At 62.0% G+C, this 17942-nt stretch carries 18 protein-coding genes; 4 read left to right on the top strand and 14 right to left on the bottom strand.

From position 1 onward, the window contains the following. Positions 1-4: 4 nt before the first annotated feature. From D0Z70_RS11665 to D0Z70_RS11620, 10 genes are all read right to left on the bottom strand, one after another. Entirely contained in the window at positions 5-673 is a 669-nt protein-coding gene (locus tag D0Z70_RS11665) for a haloacid dehalogenase type II (protein ID WP_119746574.1), read from the bottom strand. A 159-nt stretch (positions 674-832) separates the two neighbouring features. After that, positions 833-1759 carry a 2-hydroxyacid dehydrogenase gene (locus tag D0Z70_RS11660; RefSeq protein ID WP_182913939.1) on the bottom strand — a complete coding sequence of 309 codons (927 nt, stop codon included), beginning with the start codon at positions 1757-1759 and terminating at the stop codon, positions 833-835. Then, positions 1756-2802, bottom strand: a complete 1047-nt coding sequence (locus tag D0Z70_RS11655; protein WP_119746572.1) for a PepSY-associated TM helix domain-containing protein — start codon at positions 2800-2802, stop codon at positions 1756-1758. The genes D0Z70_RS11660 and D0Z70_RS11655 overlap by 4 nt, the downstream gene beginning before the upstream one ends. A 100-nt stretch (positions 2803-2902) precedes the next feature. Further along, positions 2903-5047 carry a TonB-dependent siderophore receptor gene (locus D0Z70_RS11650; protein ID WP_119746570.1) on the bottom strand — a complete coding sequence of 715 codons (2145 nt, stop codon included), beginning with the start codon at positions 5045-5047 and terminating at the stop codon, positions 2903-2905. A gap of 315 nt (positions 5048-5362) precedes the next feature. Continuing rightward, complete coding sequence (locus D0Z70_RS11645) at positions 5363-6577, bottom strand: acetyltransferase domain-containing protein (protein WP_119746568.1); 1215 nt, start codon at positions 6575-6577, stop codon at positions 5363-5365. A 23-nt stretch (positions 6578-6600) separates the two neighbouring features. After that, entirely contained in the window at positions 6601-7200 is a 600-nt protein-coding gene (locus D0Z70_RS11640) for a hypothetical protein (protein ID WP_119746566.1), read from the bottom strand. A gap of 1 nt (position 7201) precedes the next feature. Continuing rightward, positions 7202-7930 (bottom strand): HupE/UreJ family protein, encoded by a 729-nt coding sequence (locus D0Z70_RS11635; protein WP_119746564.1) that lies wholly within the window; start codon positions 7928-7930, stop codon positions 7202-7204. A gap of 12 nt (positions 7931-7942) precedes the next feature. Further along, entirely contained in the window at positions 7943-8323 is a 381-nt protein-coding gene (locus D0Z70_RS11630) for a hypothetical protein (protein WP_119746561.1), read from the bottom strand. A gap of 26 nt (positions 8324-8349) precedes the next feature. Further along, positions 8350-9093 (bottom strand): DUF4198 domain-containing protein, encoded by a 744-nt coding sequence (locus tag D0Z70_RS11625; RefSeq protein ID WP_119746559.1) that lies wholly within the window; start codon positions 9091-9093, stop codon positions 8350-8352. A 167-nt stretch (positions 9094-9260) separates the two neighbouring features. Further along, the gene (locus D0Z70_RS11620; protein WP_119746557.1) at positions 9261-10679 is read right to left on the bottom strand and encodes an aldehyde dehydrogenase family protein; all 1419 of its coding nucleotides are present in this window, start codon (positions 10677-10679) and stop codon (positions 9261-9263) included. Between the two features lie 124 nt (positions 10680-10803). Here D0Z70_RS11620 and D0Z70_RS11615 point away from each other — a divergent pair, with 124 nt between their 5' ends. Beyond that, the gene (locus tag D0Z70_RS11615; RefSeq protein WP_119746554.1) at positions 10804-11247 is read left to right on the top strand and encodes a MarR family winged helix-turn-helix transcriptional regulator; all 444 of its coding nucleotides are present in this window, start codon (positions 10804-10806) and stop codon (positions 11245-11247) included. A 125-nt stretch (positions 11248-11372) separates the two neighbouring features. Next, positions 11373-13502, top strand: a complete 2130-nt coding sequence (locus D0Z70_RS11610) for an acetate--CoA ligase family protein (RefSeq protein ID WP_182913946.1) — start codon at positions 11373-11375, stop codon at positions 13500-13502. 133 nt (positions 13503-13635) lie between these two features. Here the strand turns inward: D0Z70_RS11610 and D0Z70_RS11605 are convergent, their stop codons facing one another. Genes D0Z70_RS11605 through D0Z70_RS11595 form a run of 3 tightly spaced genes read right to left on the bottom strand, consistent with a single transcriptional unit; the run spans position 13636 to position 15306 of the window. Continuing rightward, positions 13636-14139 (bottom strand): DUF3237 domain-containing protein, encoded by a 504-nt coding sequence (locus tag D0Z70_RS11605; protein WP_119746550.1) that lies wholly within the window; start codon positions 14137-14139, stop codon positions 13636-13638. A 16-nt stretch (positions 14140-14155) separates the two neighbouring features. After that, positions 14156-14905 (bottom strand): SDR family oxidoreductase, encoded by a 750-nt coding sequence (locus tag D0Z70_RS11600; protein ID WP_119746548.1) that lies wholly within the window; start codon positions 14903-14905, stop codon positions 14156-14158. Between the two features lie 11 nt (positions 14906-14916). Continuing rightward, complete coding sequence (locus D0Z70_RS11595; RefSeq protein WP_119746547.1) at positions 14917-15306, bottom strand: nuclear transport factor 2 family protein; 390 nt, start codon at positions 15304-15306, stop codon at positions 14917-14919. 124 nt (positions 15307-15430) lie between these two features. On the opposite strand from D0Z70_RS11595, the gene D0Z70_RS11590 reads away from it, so the two are divergent. Together D0Z70_RS11590 and D0Z70_RS11585 are read left to right on the top strand one after the other, a co-directional pair. Beyond that, positions 15431-15832 (top strand): nuclear transport factor 2 family protein, encoded by a 402-nt coding sequence (locus D0Z70_RS11590; RefSeq protein ID WP_119746546.1) that lies wholly within the window; start codon positions 15431-15433, stop codon positions 15830-15832. A gap of 59 nt (positions 15833-15891) precedes the next feature. Continuing rightward, entirely contained in the window at positions 15892-16443 is a 552-nt protein-coding gene (locus D0Z70_RS11585) for a MarR family winged helix-turn-helix transcriptional regulator (protein ID WP_239018887.1), read from the top strand. A gap of 165 nt (positions 16444-16608) precedes the next feature. On the opposite strand, the gene D0Z70_RS11580 is transcribed toward D0Z70_RS11585, so the two are convergent. After that, positions 16609-17835, bottom strand: a complete 1227-nt coding sequence (locus tag D0Z70_RS11580; RefSeq protein WP_119746542.1) for a multidrug effflux MFS transporter — start codon at positions 17833-17835, stop codon at positions 16609-16611. Positions 17836-17942 lie beyond the last annotated feature (107 nt).

Genomic DNA, 17942 nt, shown 5'->3' with positions numbered 1-17942 from the left:
ACGATCAGAGACCCACGACCGCCGGCAGGCAACCGATATGGGGGATTTCGACATCGCGATAGAAGGGGTTGGACGGCTCATGCCCCCGGCCCACAAATACGCGGCAGCCAAAATGCAGGTCGGTCGCCGTATTCTGGTCGTAGCGGAAGCTGGAGGAGACGTGCATCATATCCTCCGGGTTCGCGCCAAGCTGATCAAACATATATTCGAACGCCTGCATCCGCGGCTTGTAGGCCTGCGCCATTTGCGCGGTATAGACCGCATGGAAGGGCGCGCCCAGCATCCCGACATTATGGTGGATCTGGTCGTTCATCGCGTTGGACAGGATCACGAGCGGAATCTTGTCGCCAATCTTGGACAGGCCACCGGCAACATCGTCATGCGGACCCCAGGTCGGCACAGCGTTGTAAACAGCGTCCGCGTCTGCCTCATTATAAGCCACACCCCACTTCTCGCACGTCCGGCGCAGCGAGTTGCGGATAATCTCCTGATAGGGTTCCCATGGCCCCATCACCTGGTCGAAGCGATAGGCGCTCCAGTCCTTGCAAAAGGCGGGCAGTTTTTCCGCGTCGATACGATCGGCCATGAAGGCGGTCGCCATCTCGGTCATGCGGAAACGGGTGAGCGTGCCATAACAGTCGAAGCTGATATATTTTGGCCGGAAATTGGGCATCGGCGGATCGTCCTTTGCGGGTTCTTAACGGTCGGCCTGTTGGCCATGTGACTGCCATATTACGACATGGGCGCACCGGAACATGAAGCCCATTTCTGCGGGCGCGGGCGCATATATGGGGCTTTTATCGCCACCCATTCGGCATAGATTGCCGCGCTCTCAATAGCCACGGTCACGCGCGACTTCGCCCTCCATCGGCGCGCCCGATTGGTGGCGGCGGATATTGGCGATCAGCGCGCGTGCCGCGCTGTCGGCGCGGGTCATGCTGGCGACATGGGGGGTCATGATGATGCGCGGATGCGCCCAGAAAGCATGGCCTTGGGGCAGCGGTTCGGGATCGAACACGTCCAGCACCGCGCCCGACAGATGCCCATCGTCCAGCAGCGACAGCAGATCCTGCTCCACCAGATGCCCGCCCCGCCCGACATTGATCAGGCCAGCTCCGCGTGGCAGCTGCGCCAGCGTCTCCCGGCACAAAATGCCGCGCGTCTCGTCGGTCAGCGGTAGCAGGCAAATCAGGATATCGCAGCCTGACAGGAAGGTCGGCAAAGCCGCCGCGCCCGCAAAACAATCGACGCCCTCCACCGCATGGGCAGATCGGCTCCACCCCGACAGCGGAAAGCCGAACGGCCGCAATGCCCCCAGCACCGCCTGCCCCAGATTGCCCAGCCCCATCACGCCGATGCGGCGCTGGCTGGCGGGCGTCAATTTGATCGGCACCCAGCGCTCCTTGCGCTGCGCTATGCCATGGTCGATCAGATTACGATGCAGCGCCAGTACCGCCATAGTGACATATTCGACCATGCCCTGCGCAATCCCCGGCTCGATCATCCGCACGACACGGACATGGGGCGGCAGGCGGGACATATCGAACTGGTCGATCCCCGCACCAATCGAAAACAGTATTTCCAGTGCGGGCAATGTCGCGATCAATTCCACCGATGGGTTCCACGCGGCCAGATAGCGGATCGTGGCGGGGTCAGGTGCGTCCGCCGGATCGGCAAAGCCTACATCCGCCGCTTCATCAGCGAAAATCTCGCGCCATATGCGGCCACGTTCGAGGTCGGAGGTATAGAGCAGGGTCATGATACAGACTTTCGCGCGGGAGCGGGGCGGCGGGCGCGTTGGACCTGCCACCACATGAGAGGGCCGGAAATGCACAGCGCGGTCAATGCCAGCGCAACGATCAGCAGCAGCGCCTTGCCAACCGCGCCAAAGGCGTCACCGGCATGAAGCGGCAGAACGGTTATCCATAGCGCCTTGTTATTATCCGCGCGGATTGCGCTGACGATGCGCGGCTGCGCCAGCGTCACGATGACACGATGGATCGCGCGCGCATTACGCTCCGGCGCATGAAAATTGACGATCAGCCTGTCGTCCTCGATCCGCAGGTCGCGCAATGCGGCATCGGGAAAGGCGGTTTGCGCCAGCGTCAGGCTACGGTCGATCGCAGCGGCCGATGCGGCGGACGGCGCACTCGCCGCGCCGCCACCCAGCAATTCAGGCACTGCCAGCAACAGGCCTGTCGTCGCCACGAACAGCAGGATCGCGCTCAGCACGACGCCTGCCGTGCGATGGCACTGGCGCAGCACCAATCGGGCCGACAGCGTCCAGCGTATCGCCAGCGCCTTGCCCATCTTGCCGCGCTTGGGCCACCAATAGGCCAGCCCGCTCGCCAGCATCGCCAGCAAGGCGATGCCGTTCAGCACGATCACCGCCATGCCGACCTTGCCCGCCATCAACCGATAGTGGATGTGCAGCGCAGCCTCGACCGGAAAGGCAAACACACTGCCGGACCGCGTCACTGCGCCGCCCGCCGGATCGACTGACGCATAGCGTAGCGCGCCGTCACGATTGCCCAGCTGCGCGAACCAGGTCGCTCCGTCCACATCGGGCGCAAACAGCCGCGTCACCGTAAAGCCCGCAGCGGACCGGTTCGCCTGCACCACCGTCGCACCGACAGAAATCTCCGGTCCCACGCCGCCGCTTGTCATCGCGACCGGATCGATCAGCCGCGCCAGTGGCCCGCGATAGACCAGCATCGCCCCGCTCAGCGCCTGCATCAGCAGAAACGCCGCCATGGCCAGGCCGATGATCCGGTGCAGGCGCAATATCAGCGCGCGGTTCATGGGACATCCCTCTGAAACGAAAAGAGCCGCTGACGACAGGAGGAGAAATGTCGCCAGCGGCCCTGAAAGAGGAGGCGCGAACGCCTCCCCGGCACCTGTTTTAGAAGTTGAACGTGCCACGCACCGTGAAGGAACGGGGCGTGCCCGGCTGCACCCACAGGGCTGCATAGGAGCTGGCATAATATTTCTTGTCGAACAGATTATCGACATTGGCCGACAGTTTGAACTGGTCGTTGATCGTGACCGATCCCATCAGCTTGGCGATAGTATAGCTGGGCAGGAAGAATTTTGTCGCCGTCTCGCCCAGGCGCTTGCCGACATGGCTGACACCGCCACCCAGCATCGCTTCATGATCGCCGATCGCAAAATTCTTGAACAGCAGTATGTTGCCCTGATGCTTGGGAATGTTGATCAGCGGATCGCCCTTCAGGATAGGCAGGCCGAAATTGGGGTCGAACACATTGGTGGCCCAGCCCGCATCGGTATAGGCATAGGTCAGGAACAGCTCGAACCCGGCCGGCAGCTTGGCATTGACGTCAAACTCCACGCCCTTGCTGTCGGCTGACCCCACCGGCTTGGAGAAGCCCGCGTTGAGCGGATCGGTCGACAGGACGTTGCTCTTCTTCATCTTGTAGAGCGACACGGTGCTGGTCAGGCGACCGTCCGGCGTGATGAACTTGGCACCGACCTCATAAGATTTGCTGATTTCCGGTGCAAAGGGCTGGCCATCGAACCCGACGCCGCTGTTGGGCCGGAACCCCTTGCCGTAGCTGGCATAGAGCGACACGCTGCTGGTCGGCTCGAACACCAGCCCCGCCATCGGGCTGAACTTGCTATAGCTTTTTCTGGGGTTGGTATTGTTCAGGCGCAGATCGATATTCTGGCTGAAATGATCATAACGACCGCCAAAGCGTACCTTCAGCTGCTCGGTAATCTCTATCTGGTCCTGAGCATAAATGCCCCAGGCTTTTTGCACTTCGTTTGAATTTTCTACTGGTGTTATCGGCGTTGGGGCAGCGATATTGTAATTAGGATTGAAGATGTCGATCGCATAGGATTGGTCAGCTGCGCTTGGACGATAGCGGGTCTGAAGTTTGTCGATCTCAAACTTGTCCCAATCCGCGCCTACGCGGATATTGTGGACGATCGACCCGGTTTCCGCCTTGCCGCTGATTTCGCCCCGGAACACCATATGCGTGGTGCTATAGTCGCGATAGCGACGCTGGCGCGACAGGGTGCGACCGTCATTGTCGATCCGCTGGCGGCTCAGCACCAGTTCGGGATCGCTCGAAAAGCCCTCGAACGTCGTATCCTTATAACCCGCGCCCAGCATCACGACCCAATCGTCGCTCAGGTCATGTTGCAACTGCGCCTGATGGCCGAGCACTTCGACTTCGGTCGGGCCGTCATTAGGGTTGCCCAAAAAGCGGGTATTGGGAATGGCACCCAGATTGTAGCTGATTGTCCCGTTAGCGGCGACCGTCGGAATTGCCACCACGCCCCGCTCAAACGGCACTTCCTGGTTCACATATTCCAGTTCATAGGTGAAGATCGTCTTGTCCGACAGTTTCGCCAGGAAGGACGGGTTCAGCACATATTTGCGCGTCTCCACCGTGTCGCGGAAACTTTCGGCATTTTCGACCGCGCCGGTCAGGCGGATGGCGACGGTATCGGTGATGGGCAGATTATAGTCGCCCTCGACGCGATAAGTATCCCACTTGCCGCCCGCGACCGAAAAGCTGCCGCCTTCCTTGAAGGTCGGCTTCTTGCTGACGATGTTGACTGTGCCGCCGGGCTCGCCGCGCCCGAACAGCGCCGAGTTCGGACCTTTCAGCACTTCGATCCGCTCGACATTCGACGCATCGCGCGGGCCGCCATAGCCGCGGCCACCGTTAAAGCCGTTGACCAGGAAGCCGCTCGGAAAATTCTCGTCCCCGGCAAAGCCGCGGATCGCGAAACTGTCCCACAGACCACCAAAATTATTCTGCTTGGAAATGCCGCTCGCCAGCTCCAGCGCGGTGTCGAGCCGCGTGATGTTCAGGTCATTGAGCAGCTTGCCTTCCAGAAATTGCACCGCCTGCGGGATTTCCTTGACTGGCGTGTCGCCAAAATATTGGCGCTTGAGGCCCGTGACGACGATGTCGCTGGTTTCGGCGGCGGGTGCCTGCGCGATCGCGGCAGTCGGCAACGCGATGGCGGCGGTGCTGGCGATCAGCGCCAGGCGGAATGTGGATGATGGTTGCATGATGAAATCCCCTTAAAAAATCGCTGTTCCGAACGTCCTGCGAAGCGGGGACCGGCGGGTCTCTTATGTCCGACGCGGACTGTTGGTCCTGTCATCGGGTGCCGGGCCACGGGGTGTTTGTGCCACCTCTTCTTGCTGTTCAGGCTAGGATGAGTTCCAGACATATTCCGTCAAACTTGGCGCATAGGACGGCGCAAAATTGTGAATCGATGGTCGTTACGGCATTAAAATGCTGCGCTCGATTTTCGCGGCAAAGATAGCAAAACCGCCTGAAAATGGCCGCCTCCGTAACGGAGACGGCCATATGAAACGGTCTTAGAGATATTTCAGCCACCAGATGTCCTTGCGCCGCTGCTTGAGCTGCGCGAACCAGCGGGTCGGAAAGTAAAGCGGCAGGATCAGCAGCGCGACCCAGATCCATACCGTCGACAGATTATCGACGCCGAACACCTTGCCCTTGGTCGGCCCGTAGAGGACGAGCGCGACGTTATAGATCAGCTTCAAGACGTAGAGATGCAGGATATAATAGAACATCGGCGCCCCGCCCAGCAGCGCCAGATGCGGCATGACCGGACTGTCCTCATATGTCTCGAACAGGGCCAGCAGCAGGCAGCCAGCGCCAACGGTCGGCATCAGAAACAGCAGGGATGGCGGATATTTGGTCAGCGCCAGAAAGCTCATCACCGTGCGCAGCGGCGTTTCCGCGACGAACCAGGGCTTGTCGCCGTAAAAATTGAGATAGCGGATCGCAACGAAACCCAGGATCAACCCCAGCCCCAACGTGACGAGACGGCGGATGCGCCGCTGCGGATCGCTGCCCTTGGCAAACCATGGCCCGCAGGCATAGCCAAGCAGAATGACGCCGATCCACGGCAGCACCGGATAGGTGGTCTTGATCGCCGCGCCGCCAAATTCGATCAGCGACCGCTGGTGCAGGATCGCCCAGGCGACATAGCCCGGCTGGTCTGCGGTCAGCCGAATGGGATCGAGCAGATTGTGCAGGCAGACGATCGCCAGCCCCACGCCAAATTGCGCGGCCCGCGGCAAATGCAGCAGTGCCGCCAGAGCGACCATGGAAATGCCGATCGCCCATATCACCTGCAACCAGATCGCTGTCGGCGGAAAAGCAGGCGCCTGCGTCGGCCAGGCATAGCCGACAACGGTCATTTCCAGAAAGATCAGGAACAGCCCGCGCTTGAGCAGAAATTCCGAAACCTGCCCCTTGCTGTGCGACTGGCCGTATAGCCAGGCCGACAGGCCGGTCAGCGCCACGAAAGTCGGCGCGCAGAAGGTGGACAGCAACCGAGTGAAAAACAGCCCCGGATCGGTCGTGTTGGCATCGACCGGATCGGTGACCTGCAAATGCAGGAAAAACGTCTCGCGCACATGATCGACCAGCATGAAGAGCATGACAAGGCCGCGCAGCGCGTCGATGGCGATCAATCGCGTGCGCGCCTTGGCTGCCGCGACCGGCGAGGCGGCGCTTGGGCTGTAGGGGGTGGGGGGGGCGTGGCCCGCAATGCTGCTCATAATCTGTCCCTCTATCCTCTGCTTCACGCGCCCTTGGGCTGGAAGAGATCCTTGTAGAAACCGGTGGCTTTTACCGTCACGGTCACGGGCGTGTCGCCCTTGTTGCGCCAGTACCAGCCATGGGTGCCGGCAAAGGGCGCGGTGAAATTGCCCTGCGCACTGGTCCGTTCGCGCTCTTCCCAATAGCTGGTGAATTCGCCCTCGGCCGCATCGGGCTTCTCGCCATGCATATCGACCTTCACCGACCCGCCGGTGGTGGCCCAGCTGAACACGAAACTGTCGCCCGCCTGCATATGCGCCTTCACCTCTTGTCCACTATGCGGCTCCAGCGTGATAGTCATTTCGTCCTGCCGCAGCGTGCCTGAGCGCGCGATGCTGGCCCCGGTCGGCAGCGCCGGTGCAGCCGCAACGGGCGCGGCGGTAGCTTCGGGTGCATCCGTCTTGACCGCGACCATGCCCGTCAGCCCCAGCGCGCCGCCGACTCCCGTAGGGTCAATGCCATATTCGGCCGGCAGCACGAACAGGGTCAGGATCGCCACGGAAGCGATCGCCGCGCCACCGGTCGCCTTGGCCAGCGTGGCAGGCGACGGGGTGATGCGGGTTGGAAGCGCAGATGCTGTCATGTCATGCCCCTTGCGTAAAATAACCGGCCAGCTGAAAGCCGACCAGGACGAAGCCCGCCGTCATCAGCGCGGCATTGGCGAAAATGGCGGAGCGGTGGAAATTGCCGCTCATGCGCCACAGATTCATCAGCAGCAGGATGATCGCCAGCGCCATGAACTGGCCCAGCTCGACCCCGACGTTGAAGCTAATGAGATTATATATCATTCCTTCCTTTGCGAGTGTCAACTCCTGCAATTTGGTCGCCAGACCAAAGCCATGGAAGAAACCGAAGATCAGCACCGCCGCCTTGGGATTGGGCGCTATGCCAAACCAGGTGCGGAACCCGTCCAAATTGTCGATCGCCTTATAGACAACCGACAGGCCGATGATCGCGTCGATCAGATAGGGGTTGGCGCGAATGTCCAGCAGCACACCCAGCAGCAAAGTCGTGCTGTGGCCGATCGCGAACAAGGTTACGTAAGCGCCGACATCCTTCATCCGGTAGAGGAAGAAAATGACCCCCGCCAAGAACAGCAGATGGTCATAGCCGGTGACCATATGTTTGGCCCCCAGATACATGTAGGGGATGATGTTGACGCCCGACGCGCCCTCGATGAAGGCCTTGTCATTCTCATCGACGCCATGGGCCATCGCCGCCTGGCTGAGCAGCGCAAACAGAAACGATACCAGCAGTAGCGCGACCCGCCGCACGCCTGGAGAGAGAGACGGGGGAAGGGTCGCGTTGCGCATCGGCTGGGTTCCTTATTTCGCCTGGAAGGTTGCGAAAATCTTGGCGCCGCTCTTGTCGACCAGCGCAACGACCAGCTTGGCCCCCCTGGCGGTCTTGAAGCCCGGTGCGGTCAGCTTGTTGCCGCCTGCGGGCTTCAACGCCGCCTCGGTCTTGGCCCCGGCGACGCTTTGGGTCAGCTTGGCGGTAAAGCCCGCCGCTGCCAGCGGCTCATCCTCCTCGCTCAGATAGACGTCGACGCCCTTGGGGCTGGAAACCAGTTCCATCATCGTCTCGCCCGACATCTGGACGAGGCCACCATGCTGCGGTTTCATGCTGCCATGTGCGTGCAGCATGGCAGGCGCGGCAATCAGGGCGAGGGCGGCGAGGCCGGTGCGGAAAAATGCGCTGTTCATGGGATCAAACTCCTTGGCAAACCGGATTATTCGGGCAGATGCGGCAGGACGAAGGACAGCGACGCGCGATGTTCGACATGGTCGACCTTCGTCTTGTCGTCCGCCGGGCCGACATAGATGCCCATCAACACGTTCAGACCCTGATTGCGCAGCGTGATCGTCGCCGTGCCGTCAGCCCCCGTCTTGACGGCGGCCTCGTCGGGATCATTGACATAATCGGTCATGACCGTGACCCCCTCCATCGGCTTGCCCTGATAGAGGGCGCGCACCTTCATCGGCTGGCCCATTTTCTGTGGGATGGCGGGATCGACCGGCACGATCTGCAGCATATGCCCTGGAATGATGGGCAGCGCCTTGGTCGGCACCTGCGTCAGATGGACGGCATATTTCCAATTATGTTCGGCCAGCGCGGCGGTTGGCACCTCGTCACGGCCCTTATTATGCCATTCGCCATCGGGCGTCCGGCTCCACAGGCCATAATCCATGACTGCCGCGACGATCGCGACCGGCTCGTCGCTATCGACCACCGGCACCACGCCAGCCGCGCGCAGCGACGTCGTAACCGGCGCGCCATCGGCATCATAACCAGCGACAGACATGATCATCGGCAGCCGCTTGACCGCATCCAGATCGTCCGCGCCAACGCCATAGACCAAGGCAATCTGCCTCGCGCGCTGGGCGAACCAGATGCCATGGGCGCTTGCAGGGATGGTGGCGGCGATCAGAGTGGCGGCGGTAACGGCGGCAGTCACCATGGGGACGAAACGCATAGGGAAGTTCCTCGACAAAGGGGGCCAATTCCTGGGTCGAGGCTATGATGACCGCGCGAACGAAAATTCCGAATACGTCATATGGGCGACGCGAAAATGTCAAAAAGAGAGGGCCGGAGGAGCGATCTGCTTCTCCGGCCCTTTTTGCGCCCCATCAGGATAAAAGATCAGGCGTCGGCAAACTCCACCGAATTGACGATATGTGCCTGGGTATATTCCAGCATCCCTGCCTCACCCAGTTCCGCGCCAAGGCCAGACTGCTTCACACCCCGGAACGGAATATTGGCGTCGATCGCCAGATGCTGGTTGACCCACACCGTGCCGCTGTCGATCCTCATCGCAACTTCTGTGGCGCGGGCCAGATCCTTGCCCCACACCGTGCCGCCCAGCCCATAGTCGCTGTCATTGGCGCGCGCGATCACATCGTCGATATCGTCATATTTCAGCACCGGCAGCACCGGGCCGAACTGCTCTTCACGCACCAGCGGCGCATCATCGTCCAGATCGCGCACGATCGTGGGGGCAATGAAATAGCCCGCCCGGTCGAGCGGCGCGCCACCGGTCATCACCGTGCCGCGGGTGCGGGCGTCCTCGATCAGGGCGTTGACCTTGTCGAACTGCATCTTGTTCTGCACCGGGCCGATCGTCGTCCCCTGCTTGGCCCCATCATCGACGATCGCTTCATTGGCAAGCCTGGCCAGCTCATCGCAAAATTCGTCATACATGGGGGTGGGCACATAGGCGCGCTTGATCGCGACGCAAATCTGCCCGGCATTGGTCATCGCGCCCTGATAGACTTTCTTCGCCGCCTGCTTGGCGTCGACATCGTCCATCACGATCGCGGCGTCATTGCCGCCCAGTTCCAGCGTCACCCGCTTCACGGTCCCGGCCGACGATGCCATCACCTTCTTGCCGGTCGCGGTCGATCCGGTGAAGGCAACCTTGGCAATGTCGGGATGGCCAGTGATCAGAGCGCCAAGCTCATTCTGGTCGCACACGATGTTGAACACGCCGGGCGGCAGGATGGCCTGCGCCAGTTCGCCGAACAGCAAAGTGGTCAGCGGCGTCGTCGGCGCGGGCTTGGCGATCATCACATTGCCGGTGACCAGTGCCGGACCCAGCTTGTTCATCAGCAGGATCATCGGGAAATTCCACGGCGTGATCGACGCGACGACGCCCAGCGGGGTGCGATGTTCGACAACGCGATTGCCGCCTTCATCCTTCAGCACCTTGGGTTCGATCCGCATCGCGGCGAAACCGCGCAGCGTGAACACGCTGCCCATAATCTCATACCCGGCCTGGTCCAGCGGCTTGCCCTGTTCTGCGGTCAGCAGGCTGGCAAATTCCCCAATTCGCGCTTCCAGCGCGTCGGCGAGCTTGTTGACCAGTGTGGCCCGTTCATCGACCGGCAGCGCTGACCATGCGGGCAGCGCGCGCTTGGCGGCGGCAACAGCGCGCTCCAGCAGCGCCTCGTCGGCCTTGGGCGCGGATGCGAAGGCAGCGCCCGTCGCCGGGTTCACCACATCGAACATGCTGACGCCCGGCACCAGTTCGCCGTCGATCAACAGGCGGTATTCATGATCCATTATCGCTCTCCTTGACTACAAATCCTGATTCGCAACGGCTTTGGCTATCGCTTTGTGCGATGCTAGCCTGTAGCATGTATTTGTGCGCCTGTGATACAATTTTGGCAAGAGGATAAAGGCAGCGATGAAACAGGGGGCGGATCTGCGCGGACTGGTGGGCTATCAGGTCCAGCGTGCCCATCTGGTGATCGACACGGATGCGCGCGCCGCAATGGCCGCGCATGACCTGTCGCCTGCCAAGCTGACCGCGCTCATCCTGATCCGCGACAATCCGGGCTGCGACCAGACGGCGCTGGGCAGGGCGCTCAGCATCAATCGGTCGAGCGCGATGAAGCTCGTTAACATCCTGGCGGAGCGCGGCCTTGTCGAACGGCGGCCGGGTCGCGACCTGCGCACCAATGCCTTATGGCTGACGGCGGAGGGACAGGCGCAGGTGCCGGTGATGGTCGATGCGCTTCGTGTGTCGGACGCCCGGATGACGGCACGTCTGAGCGCGGAGGAAGTCCGCACCTTGAATGGCCTGCTCCGTAAACTCGGCCCTGCGCCCCGAGCCGCCAGCGCGGACTAAAGGACAGGCAGACGGAAAATCGGTTGCGTAAATTGTATCACAGGCGCACAATATAGACATGAAAGAGCGGCTGATTCGACCCGCTCCCATGACCTGATTTCTGGGGAGAGATACGCTTGACCGACATGATCGACCTCGACCGGCCCGCATCGCCAACGGCCGCGCCGTCGCTCGACCGGTTGCTGCGGCCTCGCTCGGTCGCGATCATCGGCGCGTCGGACAAGCCGGGTGCGCTGGGCGCATCGGTACTGGCCAATCTGGTGCGGCAGGGCTTTGCCGGGGCGATCCATCTGGTCAACCCCAAGCGTTCCGAGATTGGCGGGCGTCCTTGTGTCGCCTCGGTCGATGACCTGCCCGAAGGTGTCGATGTCGCTGTCCTCGCCATCCCCCGCGCAGGCGTGCTGGATACGATGCGCGGCCTTGCCCGTCGCCATGTCGGTGCGGCGGTGATCTTTTCCGCCGGCTTTGCCGAGGACGGACCGCAGGGTCTGGCCGACCAGCAGGAAATCGCCCGCATTGCCCGCGACGCCGGGATGGTGGTCGAAGGGCCAAATTGCCTGGGCCTCGTCAATTTCCGCGACAATGTCTCGCTGACCTTCATCGAAATGCCGGAGGCCAAGGCGCAGGGCGACCGCCGGGTCGGCATCGTCTCGCAATCGGGTGCTATGGCTGCGGTGCTGGCGACGACGATGATCCATCGCGACGTGCCGTTGAGCTGCTACATCTCGACCGGCAATGAAGCCGCCAGCGGTATCGAGGATTATCTCACCCATCTGGTCGATGAACCCGAAACCATGGTGATCGCCATGATCGCCGAACATATCCGCGACCCTGCCCGATTCCTCGCCGCCGCCCGCGCCGCCCGCGCGGCGGGCAAGCAGGTCGTGCTGCTCCACCCTGGCCGCAGCGCGGCGGGCGCGGCCAGCGCCGCTACCCACACCGGCGCGATGGCGGGCGATCATGCTGTCATGGCCGTCCATGTCGAACGCGCCGGCGTCATCCTGGTCGACTCGCTGGAAGAATTGGGCGACGTCGCCGAAATGCTGACCCGCAATGCATCCATTGGCGCGGGCGGCACTGGCGTCATCGCCGAATCCGGCGCGTTCAAGGCGATGATGCTCGACCTGTCCGAAGCGGTCGCGCTCGACCTGCCGGCCCTGACAGACGCCGACAGCCCGGCCCTGCGCGCGGCGCTCCCCGATTTCGTGCCCGTCACCAACCCGCTCGACGTCACCGCGCAGGGGCTGGTCGATCCCGGCCTTTATGGCCGCACGCTCGCCGCGCTGGTCGATGATCCGCGCATCGCCACGATTCTGCTGACCCTGATCCAGACCGACACCGGCACCTCGCACATCAAATTTACTGCTGTACTGGACGCCCTCGCCAGCCTGCGTCCGACCAAGCCGATCATCGTCGGCGGTGTCGATGAAGGCGGCGGCGTGTCCGCGGACGACCTTGCCGCCCTGCGCCAGGCTGGCGTCACCTATCTGCCCACCGCCGAACGCGCCGTCCGGGCACTCGCTCATATCAGCGCCGCTGCCACGCGTGATTTTACCACCGCGCCGCTGGACGCCGCCCCGGTCGTCGATCTGGCGCAGGTCGGCCATTCCATCCCCGAATATCGTTCCAAGGCAATCATGGCCGAACACGGCATCGCCTTCCCCCGCTTCGCCATGGCGCAGAGCGTGGACGAGGCGATCGCCGCCGCCGATACGCAGGGCTATCCGGTTGTTCTCAAAGCCCAATCACCCGACCTGCCACACAAGAGCGACGCGGGCGGCGTCATCGTGGGTCTCAAAGACCGCTACGAACTGGCCGAAGGCTGGCACCGCCTCGCCGCCAATATCGCCGCGTCCCGCCCCGGCCTGGTGCTGGATGGCGTGCTGGTCGAGGGGATGGCGGACAAGGGTGTCGAACTCATTGTCGGCGCGCGCAACGATCCGCATTGGGGCGCGACCATCCTGGTCGGCTTCGGCGGCGTCGCGGCGGAATTGCTGCACGATGTCTGCCTGCTCCCCGCCGACCTGCCGCGCGATGCCATCATCGCCCGCATCCGCACGCTGCGCATGGCCCCCCTGCTCGACGGCTTCCGTGGCGCGCCGGTCATGGACATCGGCGCAGTCGCCGACGTGGTCCAGCGCCTCGGCCGCATGGTCGCCGCCACCCCCGCCATCCGCGAGGTCGATCTCAACCCGGTGATCGTCTATCCCGAAGGACAGGGCGCGCTGGCGCTCGATGCGCTGATCTCGCTTTAACTCACCTCCGTTCGTTTCGAGCCCTTCGACTGCCCGCCTACGGCAGGCGCTCAGGATAAACTACGTCGAGAAACGCGAAGCACTGCGCTCAAAGCTTCTCGACTTCGCTCGAAGCGAACGGCTGATGGTGCATTTACGTCAGCGTATAATAGCGCAGCACATTGCCATCCGCGCGCCGCTCGCCCACGCCGATGAACACATGTTTGGTCAGCCAGTCATGCTTGCCGACCGGACATTCGAAGGTCGGATTACCACGCAGATAATAATCCTGCTGCTCCACCGGCTGTCCCTCGCCAAAGGCCCAGTCGCGCAATTTCGCCATCGTGTCGGGCTTGCGCCCCCACAGGAAGCCGCGATTGTTGAGCAGGATCAGCGTGCCATCCTCCTCCTCCAGCATATAGCGCGCATCGAACACCGCGACATCGTCGGGCCGGAAATAGGCATAGTCGCCGCCTGATCCCGGCACAGCCTTGCCCTTGATCCGTGGCCCCTCGAACGTGCCGCCATCGACATAGACGGCGCTGCGATTGCCCCCCATCGGCGTATTCACGATGGTCTGCACCCGCGGAAATTGCAGCCGCACCTCCATCGCAAATTCCAGCCGCGGATTATCCAGCGTCGAAAACAGATTTTCCATCAACCTAACTCCCCAATCACCCCAATTCCAGCGTGCCGCCATCCACAAACAGATTGGCAGCGGTAATAAAACTAGCCTCGTCCGATGCCAGGAACAGCACCGCGCGCGCCACTTCTTCCGCCCGGCCCATCCGTTTCATCGGCACGGCCTCGATCATGACCTCACGCATCGCCGCAACATCCGCGTCGCTCATCCCCGGATTGCGATGGAGCAGCGGCGTTTCGATCGGGCCGGGGCTGACCAGATTGACGCGAATACCCTCGCCCACCAATTCGCCCGCAATCACCTTTATCGCCGCATATAGCCCGCCCTTGGCCGCCGCATAGGCCGTGTTGCCCGGCACGAAGGCATGGCCACCGATCGATCCGGTCGCGACGATCGACCCGCCCCGGCGCATCAGCTTGAGCGCCTTCTGGATCGCAAATATGCAGCCGCGCAGATTGACGCCATGGACATGGTCCCAGTCTGCGGGCGTCAGGTCGCGAAATGGCGCGAAGCCGCCGACGCCTGCATTGACGAACAAAGTGTCGATCCGCCCGTCCTGCGCCGCCATGTCGGCCATCACAGCGTCCATTGCGTCCAGATCGGCAATGTCTGCGCGATAGCCTTTCGCGCTGGGGATAGACGCCACCGCCGCGTTGATCGTCGCCTGATCCCGCCCCGTGATCCGCACGATCGCGCCCTCGGCGGCAAAGGCCCGCGCGCTCGCCAGCCCGATCCCGCTATTGCCACCGACGACCAGGACGATCTTGTCGCTGAACCGCATGTCGCTCTCCGTCAAAAGGGGGAATTGGGATTGGGGCTATCAGCTGGCACATCCTGCACCACATCCCAATGTTCGGCGATCAGCCCGTTTTCGACGCGGAAAATGTCGATCACCGCAAAGCCCGGATCGCCCGACCGCCGCCGGACATGATAATGGACGATGACATGGTCATCTTCGACAAAGCAGCGCTTGATGTCATGCACGGCGTCCGGGTTTTCTCCACGCACCTGCCGCAAAAACGCCTTGAGCGGCTCCGTCCCGGTATCGACCCACTGGTTATGCTGGATATAATCGGGGGCCAGATAGCGGTCGACTGCGTCGGCATCCATGGGTTTCAGCACATGGTCGAACATCGCCATGACCAGTTTGAGATTGCGCTCTTCCTGCTCGGTGCGGGCCATATCATCCTCTTCCCATCTTTTTTTGCTGGCGTTTGACCGCCCTTTGTCCTTACGATAACGATCGTTATTAATAAGGCAAGCGGGCAGGGGAAAAATTGCCGCCCGGAAAATTGGAGAGGCCCATATGAACCGGACTGACTACGAGCGTTATGCGCACGCCTTCAACAATCGCGATTATGACACGGTGTTCGATTTCTATGCGCCGGGCGCGACGATTCAGTTCTTCGGCGTCGATCTTGGCACGCGCGAGGCGTTCAAGCGCTTCTACGCTTTCCTTCACGCCCATGTCATCGAAACCCTGACGATCGAGCGCTTCGCGGCCAGCGACGAACTGGTCGCGCTCGAAGGGATCATCCGGGTCGAGGCGACCCGCGACCTGACCGCGGAGGCTTTGCGCGAACAGGGGCTGGATCAATTCGCCCCGATCCGCAAAGGCGAAGTGCAGGAGATGCGCCAATATATCCATTATCATGTCGCCGACGGTTGCTTCACCAGTGTAGGCTGCGCGATCGTCCCTGCCGCTTGATCACGTCTTTCCCATGCCCGGCTTGACTTGAGGCCCGGCAAATGTCCTATCGGAAAGCCATGTCGAACAGTCCAGCGCCCAAAAGCCCGACCGCGCCACGCAAGTCGCCCCGGTCCCGTGCTGACGAAGTCAGCCAGTCCGATACGCTGCACCGCATCCTGCGGCTCGCCAATAAATTGATGGCGCCTTTTTCCACCTATCTGGAGCATCGCTACAAGATCAGCCTTAATGAATTTCGCCTGCTGATGCTGATCGGCCGCTTCCCCAATTCCGCCAGCCACGAACTGGCGGAAATGACCGGGGTCAACCCGATGAGCGTTTCCCGCGCCGTTGCCGCCCTACAAAAACATGGCCGCATCACGGTGGAACGCGACGCCAGCAACAAGCGGCGCAAGACGCTGGTGCTGACCGACGAAGGCCAGCGCCTCTATCTGCTGATGCGCCCCCAGACCGACAAGGTCGCCGACTATCTGGTGTCGGGACTGGAAGCGGCGCAGGTCGATACGCTCAACCATTTTCTCGACACGCTGGTCGACACGCTTGAATCCAAGGACGAAGCCGGCAACAGCCGCTTCCTCGAATCCACCCGCCCCGACGACGATGAGGTTTAGAAGTTATCTAAACTCCGTTCGCCCTGAGTAGGGACTGAGCCCTTCGACTGCCTGCTTGCAGCAGGCGCTCAGGATAAACTTCACCGAAGGTGAAGTCGAAGGCCCGTATCGAAGGGTTGCGTCCAATCGCAGTCCTTCGATACGCCATTTCGACAAGCTCAACGGCTACTCAGGACGAATGGTGCTTTCACTTCGCGCACCCATCGCAATGCTCGTCACCCACATGATGACGAACGCCCCCCCCAACACCCCGACCAGCGGCAGCACCGAAAAAGACGGCAGCAGCGACACGACCCCACTCGCCACCGCCGTGATCGCCAGTTGCAGCGTACCCAGCAATCCCGCCGCCGCGCCCGCGCCGCCCGCCGCAGCATCCAGCGCCGAAATCGCCGCCGGGGTCAGGATCAGGCCCGCGATCGTAAACAACAGCATCGAATAGAGCTGAAACAGCAGCAACGGCATGGCCTGCCGCGTCGCCACCAGCGCAATCACTGCCGTGGCGGCAATCGCAATACTCGCGACGCTCAGCACTAGGCGCCGCGCGCCAAGGCGCTGCATCAGGCCCGGCGCAAATTGGGTCGCGATGATCGACGTCACGGCGTTCAGCGCCAGCAACAGGCTATATTCATGCGCGCTCAGGGCGAAACCGATGCTGAACACAAAGGGGGCCGCGGTGACAAAGGCAAAGGGGATGGTCGTCGCCAGCCCTGCGATCAGCGTCCAGCCAACAAAGGCCGGAGTCGCCAGCAACTGGCCATAGGATATCAGCATCGACAGGCGCACCGGTCGCCGCTCCGGCGGCAGCGATTCCGGCAGGAACAGCAGCACCGCGACGATCGCCACCAAACCGCCGCACGCCAGCAACCCGAACAGCCCGCGCCAACCTGTCAGCAGCAACAAATAGCTTCCAGCCAGCGGTGCCAGTACCGGTGAAATGCCAATCACCAGAAAGGTGAACGCCATCAGTTGCGCCGCGCGATGGCCGCTATGCCGGTCGCGGATCATCGCCCGCACGCTCGACGTCCCCGCGCACGCGCCCATTCCCTGAAGGAAGCGAAAGGCGATCAACTGCTCCAGACTGGTAGCGAACGTGCAGGCGGTCGATGCGACGATGAACAGCGTCAGCCCGCCAATCAGCGGCCAGCGTCGCCCAAACCGGTCGCCCAGCGTGCCCAGCGGAATCTGCGCCAGTGCCAGCCCCAGGAAAAAGGCAGACAAGGTCCGCTGCACCGCGCCGCTATCGGCTGCCATCTCGCGCGCCATAGCGGGCATGGCGGGCAAATAGAGGTCGATCGCCAGGGGACCAAGCGACGACAGAAAGCCAAAGCCGATCCCCAGCAACAGGCTGGGCTGCGTATTTTCCCCGGCCGTTATCCGGCTCGCATTGGTCATAAATATCCGCACCTCTTCCTAATTAATAACGATCGTTACATTTATCATGGGGCTAGCGCAAGCGGGCAGGATCGTCTAATTGTGTCGTTGGCATACAATATCGCAAC

It is taken from the genome of Sphingobium terrigena (assembly GCF_003591655.1).
Lineage (GTDB): Bacteria > Pseudomonadota > Alphaproteobacteria > Sphingomonadales > Sphingomonadaceae > Sphingobium > Sphingobium terrigena.
The sequence above is the reverse complement of the archived record's forward strand: the minus strand, read 5'-3'. Positions and strand labels throughout refer to the sequence as shown.